Origin of the sequence: Devosia sp. UYZn731 (assembly GCF_040546795.1) — a bacterium.
Classification (GTDB): domain Bacteria; phylum Pseudomonadota; class Alphaproteobacteria; order Rhizobiales; family Devosiaceae; genus Devosia.
On sequence record NZ_JBEPOL010000002.1, the window covers coordinates 1 to 13,162 of the forward strand.

Annotated in this window: 10 protein-coding genes; 7 read left to right on the forward strand and 3 right to left on the reverse strand. The window is 59.9% G+C overall.

Annotated features, from left to right (window positions below; genetic code table 11):
- Nucleotides 1–303: 303 nt before the first annotated feature.
- Nucleotides 304–567 carry a hypothetical protein gene (locus tag ABIB57_RS04440; protein WP_354038768.1) on the reverse strand — a complete coding sequence of 88 codons (264 nt, stop codon included), beginning with the start codon at nt 565–567 and terminating at the stop codon, nt 304–306.
- 906 nt (nt 568–1,473) lie between these two features.
- Between ABIB57_RS04440 and ABIB57_RS04445 the strand changes: the two genes are divergently transcribed.
- The 6 genes from ABIB57_RS04445 to ABIB57_RS04470 all read left to right on the forward strand — a co-directional run bounded on the left by ABIB57_RS04445 (nt 1,474) and on the right by ABIB57_RS04470 (nt 9,666).
- The gene (locus ABIB57_RS04445) at nt 1,474–1,953 is read left to right on the forward strand and encodes a hypothetical protein (RefSeq protein WP_354038770.1); all 480 of its coding nucleotides are present in this window, start codon (nt 1,474–1,476) and stop codon (nt 1,951–1,953) included.
- Nucleotides 1,954–2,014: 61 nt separating this feature from the next.
- Entirely contained in the window at nt 2,015–2,623 is a 609-nt protein-coding gene (locus tag ABIB57_RS04450; protein WP_354038772.1) for a hypothetical protein, read from the forward strand.
- A gap of 447 nt (nt 2,624–3,070) precedes the next feature.
- Nucleotides 3,071–3,670, forward strand: coding sequence for a hypothetical protein (locus ABIB57_RS04455; protein ID WP_354038774.1), 600 nt, complete (start codon nt 3,071–3,073; stop codon nt 3,668–3,670).
- A gap of 112 nt (nt 3,671–3,782) precedes the next feature.
- Nucleotides 3,783–4,667: a DUF2252 family protein gene (locus ABIB57_RS04460; protein ID WP_354038776.1), complete on the forward strand. Its 885-nt coding sequence runs from the start codon at nt 3,783–3,785 to the stop codon at nt 4,665–4,667.
- A 389-nt stretch (nt 4,668–5,056) separates the two neighbouring features.
- Nucleotides 5,057–7,381, forward strand: coding sequence for a phospholipase C/P1 nuclease family protein (locus tag ABIB57_RS04465; protein WP_354038777.1), 2,325 nt, complete (start codon nt 5,057–5,059; stop codon nt 7,379–7,381).
- Nucleotides 7,382–8,274: 893 nt separating this feature from the next.
- Nucleotides 8,275–9,666, forward strand: coding sequence for an AAA family ATPase (locus ABIB57_RS04470; RefSeq protein WP_354038779.1), 1,392 nt, complete (start codon nt 8,275–8,277; stop codon nt 9,664–9,666).
- 117 nt (nt 9,667–9,783) lie between these two features.
- Here the strand turns inward: ABIB57_RS04470 and ABIB57_RS04475 are convergent, their stop codons facing one another.
- Entirely contained in the window at nt 9,784–10,008 is a 225-nt protein-coding gene (locus ABIB57_RS04475) for a hypothetical protein (protein ID WP_354038780.1), read from the reverse strand.
- On the opposite strand from ABIB57_RS04475, the gene ABIB57_RS04480 reads away from it, so the two are divergent.
- A complete protein-coding gene (locus ABIB57_RS04480; protein ID WP_354039722.1) occupies nt 9,970–10,161 on the forward strand; it encodes a hypothetical protein in 192 nt (63 codons plus the stop codon). The two genes, ABIB57_RS04475 and ABIB57_RS04480, sit on opposite strands and share 39 nt — an antisense overlap.
- A gap of 37 nt (nt 10,162–10,198) precedes the next feature.
- On the opposite strand, the gene ABIB57_RS04485 is transcribed toward ABIB57_RS04480, so the two are convergent.
- Nucleotides 10,199–13,156, reverse strand: coding sequence for a TrlF family AAA-like ATPase (locus tag ABIB57_RS04485; RefSeq protein WP_354038782.1), 2,958 nt, complete (start codon nt 13,154–13,156; stop codon nt 10,199–10,201).
- Nucleotides 13,157–13,162 lie beyond the last annotated feature (6 nt).

Consider the following 13,162-nt stretch of genomic DNA (forward strand, 5'->3'; position numbering starts at 1 on the left):
GTTGCGACACAGATCGCTGGCAGGTTAACCGCATCGGCCTCTATGGCAGCTTTGGGGAATGGTCAATGAGCTTCCGAATGTCCACTATGGGGTCGACTGCGGACTGACACTCACGGGCTCCTTTTCCGCCATTCGTCAGGCGTCACCTGTAGCCTGAGAGCAGTCGTTTCAGCCAGAGGCCGGAAAATGTGATGAGCGGTCCATTGCAGACTCCTAGGTAGCAGCAGGCGAGGATGCGGTTGCACCTGATGCGCATCGGTTTTGGTCGAACTGAAACGTCTGCCCCAATTTCCGGGATTGTAGTTAGATTTTCATTCTTCCTCTACGGATCAGGTATTTAGTGTTGTTCGGAATTGGGCACATCGAAGGAACAATTTTGTCTGGTCCGGTTTCTGCCACGTCATCGCCCGTAAGTTCGCTAACCAACGGGCACAAGGTCGAACGCTCCATCGCGACTATCGCCTTCTTTACGCTTGTCGGTCCCTTGATCGGGTCGATTGTCTGGTCAGGAACATCTCTTCCCGCATTTTTCGCCAAGATGGCATGGAACGTCGGTTTGCCCATCACGCTGCTAGGCTTCGGCGTCCTAATTTACGGCGCCGGGATGTTAATGGGCCTGACTACAGGGTGTTTCGTAGCGCTGGTATCACCCTCGATAAATAGCACACGACGCTATGTTGCGGCGTCAACGGCCTTTGGAACCACTTCGGTAGTTGTCACAAGCGGCCTGAGTTCAGGCTACTGGCAAACTGGTGGCTTCCGAGTTCTCGCAAGTGTCGCCGCCACCAGCGCATTTTGTGGATTTGTCACCAGCCTATTTAGAAGCAGGCCGACAAAATAATAGCTCGAAGTTCAACACGCAGAACCTTTTCCCTAGCGGCAGCTTTCGGGATGGGTGCGCTGAGGCCCGAACGTCGTGAATGGGGTCGGGAGCTGTCGGACTGGAACGCGCTCCATTTCGACCACGGAAGCGTGGAGCTTCGCGGTATGAAAGTCGCTTGGGGGACGCCAATTGGTCAATGCTAAACTGGTGACGGCGCTCTCGGCCATTTTAACGGCAGCCATTTGTCGTTTGGGCGATGGCTCTTCCAATGTTGGTCTATGCCCGGGCGTCGATGCTCGCGAACGGTTGGCTCCATTGCAATATTTATGGCCTTCCGTGGGTGGCATTAAACTGGTTAATCACTCCTCAGACGGACCTGAGGTCTGCGCAAATCCCCAATGGGGGACTGCTTGATCGGAGTCTACATGGTCGGCCGGGATGGTATAGACGGCTGATGGGTAAGGAAATTGCTGCCGACATGCCCCGACGACGTCTATGCCGGCTTGGCCGGTCCTGCGGCGCCTCATCAGGGCGGTGGGTTCAAAAGGGGGACGTCGATGAGATGTAAATGGAAGTCGCCGCGTGCCGCGCTCCTAGTGGGTCTATTGCTGGGAACCAGCAGTGCGCCCACATTTGCATGCGACATCGGAATGCCAAAACGCGACCCCACCGTTGCCGAGCAAATGGCCGGCCTGTCGACCATTTTTGGGGGCACTGTGGTCGGTTGGGAATTGGCGAACGGCAAGCGCTTGATGGGTGAGATGCCGGCAGCTTGCATCGATAAGAAATTTGGTGGCTATGACTGGATATCCGACACAAGACCGGCCAGGTGCCAAGCGTATTTGGACACCTCAGCCGCCCTGTTCAGGGTGGATACCCCAATTGTCGGTCCGGAGGCCGGAGCTATCATTCCTGTGTACATGACCTGGGGCGACGGGGACTGCGACGCCGACTTCGATTGGGGTGAGCAATGGTTCATCGCCGGCTATGAGAGAAAAGGGAAGGTATATTCAGACCTGCTCAGCGAAGCCGCACAGCAAGAGCTTAGAGAGCCGATCCGCGCCGACGAAATCGCGGTTCTGCGCAAGATGGCGGCCGAAGCTAAGTTTGATTTCAATACTCTCTACTAGTGACGCGAGCGATGCTGTGCAGGCGCCTTATGCCTGGCGTCGACATCTGGAGGTTAACTTCGTGCGTACCATACTTGGAAGCCTTGCCTTGCCGGCCGTACTGGCGATTTTATGCTCGATCCTACCGGCTTCGGCGGAAGATTTTACGACATCGAACGGCACGACGGTAGAGCGAACATTCGTGGGGCTTGGGAGCCCCAAGGCCAAACTTGCGCTGTGTGCGGACAAGCAGATCGTGGATGTCGAAGCTTTCGGTAATTTCGCTTCCAATTATCTCACGGACCGCGCCTTCGAGATTGTCGATGCTGATGTGGTATCTTCGTTGGACGCGCACCAGTACACTCTCGTCTACATTGGACCCGATCCACTGACTTCCAAAGCGCCGCCATGCTTGGGGAAACACTCGGCTCTCACGATGTTCGCTCGAGCCGACGCCGAGCAGTTCGAGGGACCGGTATCGCCAGGACCAAATTCGGCTGTGCCTCCAGGAGGTCCAACCGCCGCAACCTACTTCCATTACGGCGACGATCCCAAGGTGATGGACGCTGTCGTATCAATCTGTGACCTCACCCAGATCAGCGCGACTGAATGTAGAGATTTGTCCGTTCCGGGCTCGTTCAGCTTGGACGGCTGGGGGGCCGAGTGGGATTTCGAGTCACAGGCGCAGTGACCTACCGCGTCGAAAAGTAGGTCAGGAAGGCAACGCATGTGCGATGACAAATCCCAACTCTTCGGCATCGCCAGACCACCAGGACGCAGCCGCAACGAAGTCGGAGCGATTTAGTGAGCCTCTACGCTTTGGCCGCTCAGGCGGGTGCAGTGGCCGTGGTGTCGGCCATGTTATCAGCGTGCGCCATAATCCCTCATCAGCGCGCACCGGCCAACTCCTTGGACGCACAATTGCTGGAAATAATGCGCGAACGCACTCGATTATGGAGCCTGCCGAAGAGCGAGGGCGGGACGCGCGAGATAGATGGGGGCTGAGGCAGCGACGCCTGACGCCATGCCAAACTTTGTCGCGATCGCAACACGCCTGCTCAGTCAGGATCCAAATTGGGGTTGGGCGGGATGCAATCGGAGCAAGTCGCCGACCAAGCTATTCCCACACAACTTCGAAATGGCCCAGACCTTCCTCGCGCACGCCGATTTTTTCGGGGCTGGGCTGGATTGGGAGGCAGACGCAACTGTCGAGGCCATCCTCAGTGGGCACAGCGATGTGGCGCGGCTAATGATTGACAAGTTCGAAGGCTCCGTCTGCGCCGTCTCAAACTCCACCGACGATGCCTTTTCCCGCGCGTATTCAACGAGCATGGCCTCCATAACCGATGCCCTCGCAGCGGCGGTTGAAGTGAATGGCCCGCAGCTATTCGCCGACGTTGCGGCAGCGCAGGAGCGCTTCAAATGCACCCCGGAGTTCGTGCCGTTCACCAGCGTTCGCCAGAACCTCAGCGCGCTTGCGGCGTTTGCGATCTGCGATGGCAAGACGGCCATGATAGATCCGGTCGTCGCGCTGGCGCATAGCATAGATACTCGGGCGATTATCTGCGCTTCAAAGGACGGCGATTTGCCGCTCGTCCGCCGGATCGTGATGGAGAAGGCAACCCAAATTAGCCAACAGGACTTTTCGCAGCTCGATGACGCCACGCAGGCTCTCGTCTGCGATGGCATCAAGGCCAACAACAAGCTTTTCTATCAAGACACCATCGTTTGTCCCTGAAGCACTCGATGGATGCCTCAGCAGCGGGGCGTTTTCCGAACGAGAACCACGGCTGCGCAGCGGACACGTGGCCGCTTGGCGGTTGTCATTAAGCAGTTGCGATAGGTTGGAAATGGCTGAAAAATTTGTCGACGACAACCGTGCTTACGAAAAATGGCTCCGCACCCAATGTTCGATTGTATTGTCCGATCTTAAGTATAAACACCGGCGAATAAAGAAAAGCCCGTTCGTATTCCTCAGGGCCACGTATTTTCGGTGGGTCAGAACGATCGAAGAGATTTGCTCCGAAATTATGGATGCGCCAACTGTTCTCAATGTGGGCGACGCGCACACTGAGAACTTCGGGACTTGGCGGGATGACGACGGGCGCCTCGTTTGGGGCATCAACGATTTCGACGAAGCGGCCAGCATGGCATATACATTTGATCTGGTGCGCCTTGCGACAAGCGCCAAGCTAGCGCCCGCGATTAAACTTGGCACGTCAAAACTAGCCTCGGTCATATTGGATGGATATCGGCGAGGCCTCGAGGAGCCACTACCCAATATCGTCTATCAGAACGGCGTCTGGACATTGCCATACGCGCAGCCGTCCCGCGACGGGGTGAACTCGTTTTGGAAAGAACTCCACAAACTCCCCAAACATGCACCACCTGCCGACGTGTTGTCGGCGATGACATTCATTTCCAGACGGCACAAGTGCGATCAGCACCTATTCGCGGGTGCGGCAGGGGGGCGGAGGCTTGGGGCGTCCGCGCTATGTGGCCATTGGACAATGGCAAGGTGGCGCAATCGTTCGCGAAGCCAAGGCCTGGATACCTTCTGCATGGGGTTGGGCACATGGCAGGACCACCGAGCCGGCCGACTACCTGCGTTTGGCGACAGGTCGGTACAGATTCCCGGACCCAAAGCTCGGCTTGCCGACAGACCTGAAATTTATAATTCGACGGCTGGCCCCCGACTCGCGAAAGATCGATCTGGGCGACAGAGCCGGCACTAAACTCCATGCCAGCGTGTTGCGTGCGATGGGCTCAGATCTGGCGGCCATCCATGCCGCGCACGAGCCTTCGCGATTAGCCATCTTGCGCGACCTGGACAGCCGCAATGCTGACTGGCTTCGGGAGGCTGTCAAAAAGGCGGCCTCCGCAGCCGAGGCCGATTTCGCTGATTGGCATCTTAGTTCGCAATAGCGGACGCCCTTTGGTTCGCAACGATATTGGCGAAGCGTAGTGAAAAACACTTACACCGTCCTCGCGCCGCCTTGATTATTACAGAAGATCGTGAAACTGATTTCATCATGAAATAATCTAATTTGGCCATCTTATAATTTAGTTAGCACGACCGAATAATAGACCCCCAAATACCGCGTTGCGCATGAGGGAGCAGCAAATGGCAGAGGTCAAGATCAATCGGCGTCCGGTCAACCTGTCGGATTATCAGCCGCCCGACAACGCCTTCGCCCACAGATCGCTGCGAGACCTGCTGGAGGCGCGGGAATTCTACCACGAATTTTTGGTCCGCCACCCCAATGTCGTGGCAACAGCGGTTGGCCGCTATTTGATCCGCCACAACGATAGCTGGCCTAATGATAAGACCAAGCGTCACGGTAAAGGCGCTCGAACACTCAGCAACTCAGAGGTGCGTCCATATTCCTGGCCGTGCATCCTGGTTTTTGTGTCCGAATGGCAGCCTGCTGCCAGCTTTGCCGACAATCCCAGCGAGATGATCCCCCCGACACTCTTCATGCCGGATGGTCGATCGGTGCCGGTATGCGTTGTGGAGGCGCCAAAGGAATCGGCGACTGAAATCGCGCCTCAGGACATCCCATTTCCCACCAACAACCTTGGGCCTGGCCGGCCGGTGATCGCCAAGGTGCAGGGTCGCGACTATGTGGCAACCGTCTGCTGCCTGGTCAGCGACGGCCACAAAGTTTACGCGCTGACTAATCGTCACGTCACCGGCGAAGCGGGGGAGATTGTCTACGCCCGGCGTGGATCCAGCGATGAGCCGATTGGTGAGAGCTCCGGCAAGCAGCTATTGCGGATGCCGCTGACGACGCTCTACCCGTCTCTGCCCGGCAAGAACACCTATGTCGACGTAGACGTCGGCCTGATCGACCTTGACGATCTTGATGGGTGGACCGCCAAAGTTCCGAGGATCGGCGTGACCGGCAGCATGGCCGACTTCTCCGATAGCAGCTTGTCTCTGTCGCTCGTCGGCTGCCACGTGGTTGGGTTCGGCGCCGCGAGCGGCGAAATGCGCGGGGCGATCCAAGGCCTGTTCTACCGCTATAAGACAACCGGTGGTTTCGACTACGTTGCCGACCTGATGATCGGACCTCGCACCGACACCGGTCCGGCCAACGCCAAGGATCGACCGGTTTTTCAAACTCTCCCAGGGGATTCCGGCACCATGTGGATGCTGGAGCCCCTGACGCAGAATGGTACCCGGCGCAGCAAGCCGGATTCGCAGGACTATCTGCCGCTCGCCGTGCAATGGGGACGGAACATGCTTCGTTCGGCGGAAAGTGCGTGGCCGCAGGGCTATGGCCTCGCCACGCTGTTGTCGCGGGTCTGCGCGCTGCTGGATGTCGAGCCGGTGCGCGACTGGAACCTCGATGTCGCCGACACTTGGGGCGCATTGGGGCACTTCTCGATCGCCGCAAGGGCGCGTGTTGCACTTTCGGGCGACCACGCAGCGCTCGGCACGCTGATCACCAACAACGCCGAAATCATCAGCCGCAGCGACGCCGACCTGACGTCCGGACAATTTGCCGGCATGGGGAGCGCCAGTTTTGTGCCAATGGCTGACGTTCCTGACTTTTTCTGGAAGCCGCGGGTTGCCAAGCAAGGACATGCTCGCGCGTCAGAAGGGCCGAACCACTTCGCCGACATGGACCAGAAGGACGCCGCGGGCAGGACGCTGCTCGATATCAGTTCCGATCCGGCCAACATCGATGCCGCCGTTTGGGACGCGTTCTACGAAACGCTGCTGGACCGGCTCAAGCAGGAGCGCATTACGCCCAATCACCGTGGCCTGCTGCCATTTCGCGTTTGGCAAATTTTTGACCACATGGTCGAGTTTGTAAAGGGGGGCGACGGCGAGCGCTTTGTCTGCGCAGCTGGCGTGCTGAGTCACTACCTTGGCGACGCATGCCAGCCGCTTCATGTTTCCTACCTGCACGACGGGGACCCTGCACGTGCCTATACCCATACCTATACATCGGGCAAAAAGGCGGGCCAGACCGAGCTGCGACCGTTAGGCAATGGTGTTCATTCGGCCTATGAAGACGGCATGATATTCGAGCACCGCAAAGAAGTCCTCAGCGGGCTCATGCACACTCGCAAGATCAAGGCTGCCGAACTCATCCCGAGTGGCCGCCAAGCGGCAGAACTGACCGTTGCGATGATGCGCGAGACGGTGCAATTGGTGCCACCCATGGCAATCGTCGATGCCTTCATCTCCGTCGGCCATGGTGGGAAGGCGGCTGCTAACGCGCTCTGGGGGCAATTTGGTGATGACACCATGACGATCATGAGAGGCGGAACCCGCCTGCTAGCACTATTGTGGGAAAGCGCTTGGGTCGCGGGTGACGGCGACAACACGGTCAGGAAAACCGATACTCTAAGCCAGGTGCGGGCGATGGAGATTGTCTCAGACCGTGACTTCCTGCCATCGGTGACCATCGACAAAATTGGCGCGCTGCTTTCCTAACCCGATTGCCCGCGGCCGCCGTCGTGCTGAGGGCTGTCCACCACTGAAGTCCGATGGCGTTACAAAACAAAGTTCCAGGACAAGGCGGCGTAACACCTGGCAGCCACACTCCAGATTGAAGGCGGCGCTCCGTCGCAGTCAGGAGCAACCCCATCGGCGAGAAGGAAGATCCGCCGCCAGTACCGCGACCACCGGTCGAACCATCGCTTTTCTAGCCGGATGAGTTTGTACCGGGCGTCTTCATCTTCATGGCAGGCCTGGCGATCTTGCTTGTCGTCCTCGGCGGCTGGGCCACCGGGGATAAACTTGGACTGAAAGACCAAGGGTTGAATTAGCGCTTTCCTGAAATGCTTTGGCGCCTGTCGAAAGCCGAGGGAATGGTCACCGAAAAGTGGTCGGTCTTCGGAGGGCTTCTAATCTTTGCGCTAACCTTCGGCATGCTCTGGCTGGGAGTTGGCCGGTCCGATTAGGGATGGAAAGGGGACAGGCAGGTTTTGGGTCTGCCGATCAAGACGCAAACATTGGTCGGTCGGCGAATTCGGGCCGTAAGCCGAATGGCAGCTTCTCTATCGCGGATTGTGTCAAGGGTCGCGCGAAGACATCTGCCGCGGGGAGGCGGCACTGCTGACCGTGGAATGTCGCCGATAAGCGGCACGCGTATAGGGTTAGGCTTTACTGCTTGGCATGAGGTCGTGCCACACGGGGCTCGCGCTTCTCCTCGGGGTCGGCACTTTGGCCGCCCCATGATGGGGTAAGAAAGGTGGAGTGGACCGATCTTTCAGGCGCCCTTGCTACTGACAGGGCTGCTGCCATTACGATCTCACGCCACCTTCGTCCCCGTGAGGACCTCTTTCCTGCCGAGGCAGAACCGTTAAAGAACGTGGTCACTGGTCGTGGCTGAAGGCCTGGGGCATGCGGGTTATGACCTGGCCCTGCATTTCCGACGCGGTCGCTCACCGGAAGCCTGCGTCGACAGCCTCAAGGCATTGATGCCGAAAGAGCCGGTAAAGCAGGTCGATCGTGCCAAATTGCAGGATCAGCACGGCTTTGGTGAAGCATTGGTCTGGGGTTTGGAGCTGGCACAAGACTTCGAGCTCTGGCGTCGTGGCCAGCTGTCCTGGGAAGAAGTCGATCACCGCTCCGTGCTGCTGGCAGGCCCGCCTGCAACGGGAAAGACCAGCTTCGCCGGGCTGCTGGCCGGTACATTGGGAGTTCCTCTTATTTCTTCCAGCGTCGCTGAATGGAACGCGCAAGACTATCTGTCGGGCACGCTCAAAAAGATGCGCATGGTCTTCAATGAGGCTATGGAGAAGGCGCCCTGCGTGCTCTTGGTCGACGAGATCGATGGTATATCAAGCCGAGGCAACATCTCAGGTAGGTACACCGAGTACTGGACCCAGATCGTGAACCTGATGCTGGAGTTGGTGACGCAGGCCATGGCCGCAGCAGGTCTTGTGATGGTCGGCGCGACAAACTACGTGGACCGGATCGATCCGGCCCTGACGCGGTCCGGCCGACTGGACCACACCATCTTGATGAAGCCACCAGGCGTTGAGGACAGGGCGGCGATCCTCGCGGCGTATGTGGGCCCGGCCTTCGCCCGGAAGGACCTGCGCGTCGTGGCGGGGCAGCTCCAGGGCAAGACCGGCGCCGACATCGAGAAGCTGGCGCGCGCCGCAAAGGCAAAGGCCCGCAGAGCAGGGCGTGGACTCTCGATCTCGGACCTGCAGGCGGAGGCTTCCGGTGCATTCGGGACACTCCCGCCTGACGCACGTCGCCGCATCGGCGCCTATAGGGCGGGCCAATTGCTTGTGGCCCGAGCGCTCGGCATCTTGGATGCAGGTGCAGAGGCGCCTGCAGACCTCGGCCGGATCCCCGTGCCGCCGTCGCGCGAGGCCGAGTTCCCGACCGAGCAGACCTACAACGACGCCATCGCCGTACTGATGGGAGGCCGTGCGGCGGAGGAGATTCTGATTGGCGCACCCTCAATCCTTATAGCGGAGACTGCAGAATCGGACCTGGCAGCGGCGACCGCCCTCGCGAGGCAGCTCGAGACGCGGTCTGGCCTCGGCGAGGCCGGGCTGGTCGATCTGGGCGACCCGATCCTGCAGGCCGTGATCCCCGCGTCGACAATAGGCAGCGTGCGGCGGCGCCTGGAAACCTCAATCGCCCGTGCGACTGGGATACTGCTAGACCGAAGGGCCGAGTTGGAGGCCACGGCGGCGGCCATAGCGAGGGGGCCCGGGCTCGCGCGGCCAGCACCGCCGCGCCGCGTCTTGCACTGAGGGCAGCGGTCTCGCAGGCGGCCGCGCCAGAGCCCGTGGTTGGGGGGCGACCGCGCAAGCGCCGCCCCCCAACCACGCGGCACTTGGGCTCCGCTCAGCCCGCCCACCGAAACGGGCCTAGGAACTCGGCAAGCCGCACACCCAGGCCGTCACGCCTGAGTTCGCATTCCCAGAGTAACATGACGCCCCACCCGGACCGCGACAGCGCCTTCTCGGCGCGCGTCGCGTTCGGCATTCCCTTCGATTTTGCTGCGCCGGCACCTTGCCCTGGCCGCCTGCGGCGTGGCCGTGCCAGAAGCAGCCGTGGACGAAGACCACTTTGCGCCTGGTGCATCTCCGCATGCATATGCACGCTGGGGTGCCGAACGGCGCCGCGCGGAAATCAACGACAAGTTCTACGAGACCGTGTTCGATGGTTTGGTCAGCCCTTCCAATGGCAAGGTAGAGCTGCCAACGCTCCAGGTCTGGGTTTCACTCCCAAGTCAGGAATACTAGAACTAGCTATTAATGCTTGACTGGTCTGCGAAGCGACTTACCGGTCCAGCCGAAGACGCAGGCGGCGCGCGCGCTCCTTGAACGCCGCCTCGCCGCCTTCCAAGATATCGCATACGTGCTTTCGCATCTCCGCGTCCTCTAGTCCGCCGGACAGATAGGTGATTGGCGGCAGCTCACCAGGACTGTGCGGTCCGGCGGTCGCGACGATGATCTGGTCGGCGTCGGTGTTGATGACGAGGTTCGCATTGTGAGTGACCATGATGACTTGCCGCTTGGCCTTGGCAGCGACGAATAGGCTCACAAGCTCGTCGAAAATCGACTTAGGATCGAGGTTTTCTTCAGGCTGGTCGATGATCAGAGGCCGGTGATCGGCCTCGTCCAGCGCAAGATAGAGCAGCAGAAGGACGATGCCGCGGGTGCCCGGAGACAGCTTTGTAATATCGGTGCCTTCGTAGTCGATCCCGTATCCGATCTGGATGTGGTTGCTGCTGAACAGCCATTTGGCAAAGCGCATGAGCCAGGCCCGATGGCCGGCGGCATCGTCTGCGGACACGTTGGCAACCGCCATCAGTTCGTCCTGCCATTCGTCGGTGAAGTGCCGTAGCGCCTCGTCGATGGCAGCCACATCGCCTGCCTCCCAGGCATTGCGAATATGGGTATTTGCCCACTGCTCGATCGAGCCCTTGCCCTTGAAGTCGCCGGCACGGCGCAGGTCGAACAGCTTTTCTCCAAGCGCGGCCCACTGTTTGACATCCGCCTTGCGGGCGGCAGAGAACGACAGCTTCTGCAGGGTGCCCTCGGCCGCCTGCAGCCGGTCGACCAGAGGCTTATAAAGATCGCGAAGGACCTGCTCCTCCGCGATGATCGACGCGAAGACGCGGAGGTAGGTGGCTTGGCGTTGCTGGCTGAGCACCCGCATTCGCTCGGCGGCGCCCTCGCAATCGGCAAGGGTGGTTCGCAGTTCCTCGATCTGGGTGTTTTCCTCCGCGATCCGTCTGATCAGGCCGGCAAACTTGGCGGCTGTCTCGGCATCGACATTGATGAGGGCCTGCAATCGGGCGGCTTCGGCCTCAAGGGCGGCAAGCGGCAACTTCATCGGGTCGACGCCCTCGGCCAGATAGGACTGGTTCATGTCGCTCATCGGGGCCGGCTTTATGCCTCGCCAGGTGGCGGCATTGCGTTGCGCGGCGTCCAGTTTTGCCTTCAGCGCAGCGTCGACGTCACCATGGTATTCGAGAAGAAAATCGGCCCAGTCGCTGTCCTCGAGGCGCGTTGCGACGAAACTGGCCTTGGTGACGCGCAGGGCTTCGGGCGCCTTGCTCTGCCGGAACGCCGTGACCTCGTCATGCAGCGACAGCAAGGCGCTCTCCTGGTTGACGTAGTAGCGTACATAGGATCGGACCTTTTCAGCGGCGTTGGCGATGAGTGTGAGGCTTGCCGCCCGCGCTTCGCTGCCCTTGACGATGAGCTTGTCCCGATCCCCTTCTAGCCCCTTTACCGTCTGCTCCTTCTGGGACAGCTGCTGCTTGAGCCCCGCGATCCGCCGCCGCTTCTCGCGCTCAAGGCCGATCTGATCGGACAGCGATACAATGGCCTCTTCCTCACGCTCACGCGCGAGGCGATGACGGTTTGCGCGAAGCTCGAGGAGCTGATCGAAGCGGAACGTGCCGTCCTTTTCAGGATGGGCCTCGAAGATGACGCGCTCGATTTCGGCCAGCAGCGCATCCGTCATGCCGTTGGCCGAGCAAAGCTCCTCCACGAACTTCTGTGACAGGTAGAGCGCGCGGGCAAATCGGCCGTCGAGCTCCGGATCATAATTGTAATCGAGAAGGGCGCGCTCGGACGGATCGCCACTGCCCCAATCGACCCGCACGCTCACGTCCGACAGGAGATCGCCGGCGCGGACCAGGAACGAGGCCGCGCTCAGCTGGCCAGAGGCGGCATCGCATCCGGCGGCAATAGCATCAGCCAGGGCTGTCTTGCCCGAACCGCGCGCTCCGATTATGGCGACTAGGCCGGGATTGAGATCGAGTTGGGGAGTGCGAGCCCAGTCCGCGTCGTTGAGTGTGACGCGGGCAATGACTTGGGAAGGCGTCGCGCGTGTCGGCGGCGCCGTGCCGACATAAGCGCGTCCGGAAGGATCGATGACAGCCTGCTTGAGCGTGTCGAAATGAGCGCCACCCTTGACCCAGGAGAAGCGGTCGCCGTCCGGCACGCCGATCTTGGCGGGCTCGTGCGCGTCGCTGCCATGCAGGCAGGGCTTCAATCCGCCATAACGGATTCGGATATCGTCTTCAGTGGTCTTTCGACCAAGCCAATAGTCCCGTTGACTAGGGCTGCTGGAAAAAACCACATGCGCGAACTTCTCGACCTCTTGGCGTTGCGCCCCTTCCGCCTCTCCCCGCATACCGGAGGTGCCATCATGCTCGCTGCCGGCAACGGCGATAAGGATGTTCTGGTTGGCCCATCCGACAGCACGGTAGACCTCGACGAGTTGCTCGAAGCTCACCTTGAACTGTGTTGCGCCCCGAGCGAGCGCCGCACGACCGGACAGGCTCGCATCAACCTTTTCGCCCAGACGTGTCAGATCCTCTGGCGTGCAGGTAAAACGGTCACCGAAGGCATCGAACGTCAGTTGAGCGAGGAAGCGCTGCGTTGCCTTGACGTGATCTGCCGCTTCAGGATCGACGAGTAGATGGCAATTGACCCAGTTGCCCTTGACCGTTCCGAAGCCAAGGCGCAGCTCGACATTTGGAAAGATCAGATCAACGCCAGGCAGACGATTGTCGCGGTATTTGGCGGCGCGAATCTCCTCATACGTGTCGAGCAGATAGTAGTCCGTAACGCCCAGCGCGCGGATTTTGGGCGTCGCCGCCTCGACCCGGGCGAGATAGTCTGCACGGGTGTCGGCGCCCTTGAACTGATCATTGAGAACCGTACCGGGTGCATGAATATGCGGTTCCCAACGAAGCCAGCGTGATCCAGAATTGCTCATATTCCC

What these genes read in the sequence shown, in the direction of transcription:
- ABIB57_RS04445 (WP_354038770.1), top strand. Translation starts at nt 1,474, where the DNA reads ATGCCAAAACGCGACCCCACCGTTGCCGAGCAAATGGCCGGCCTGTCG.
- ABIB57_RS04455 (WP_354038774.1), top strand. Translation starts at nt 3,071, where the DNA reads ATGGCCCAGACCTTCCTCGCGCACGCCGATTTTTTCGGGGCTGGGCTG.
- ABIB57_RS04460 (WP_354038776.1), top strand. Translation starts at nt 3,783, where the DNA reads ATGGCTGAAAAATTTGTCGACGACAACCGTGCTTACGAAAAATGGCTC.
- ABIB57_RS04465 (WP_354038777.1), top strand. Translation starts at nt 5,057, where the DNA reads ATGGCAGAGGTCAAGATCAATCGGCGTCCGGTCAACCTGTCGGATTAT.
- ABIB57_RS04475 (WP_354038780.1), bottom strand. Translation starts at nt 10,008, where the DNA reads ATGCGGAGATGCACCAGGCGCAAAGTGGTCTTCGTCCACGGCTGCTTC.
- ABIB57_RS04485 (WP_354038782.1), bottom strand. Translation starts at nt 13,156, where the DNA reads ATGAGCAATTCTGGATCACGCTGGCTTCGTTGGGAACCGCATATTCAT.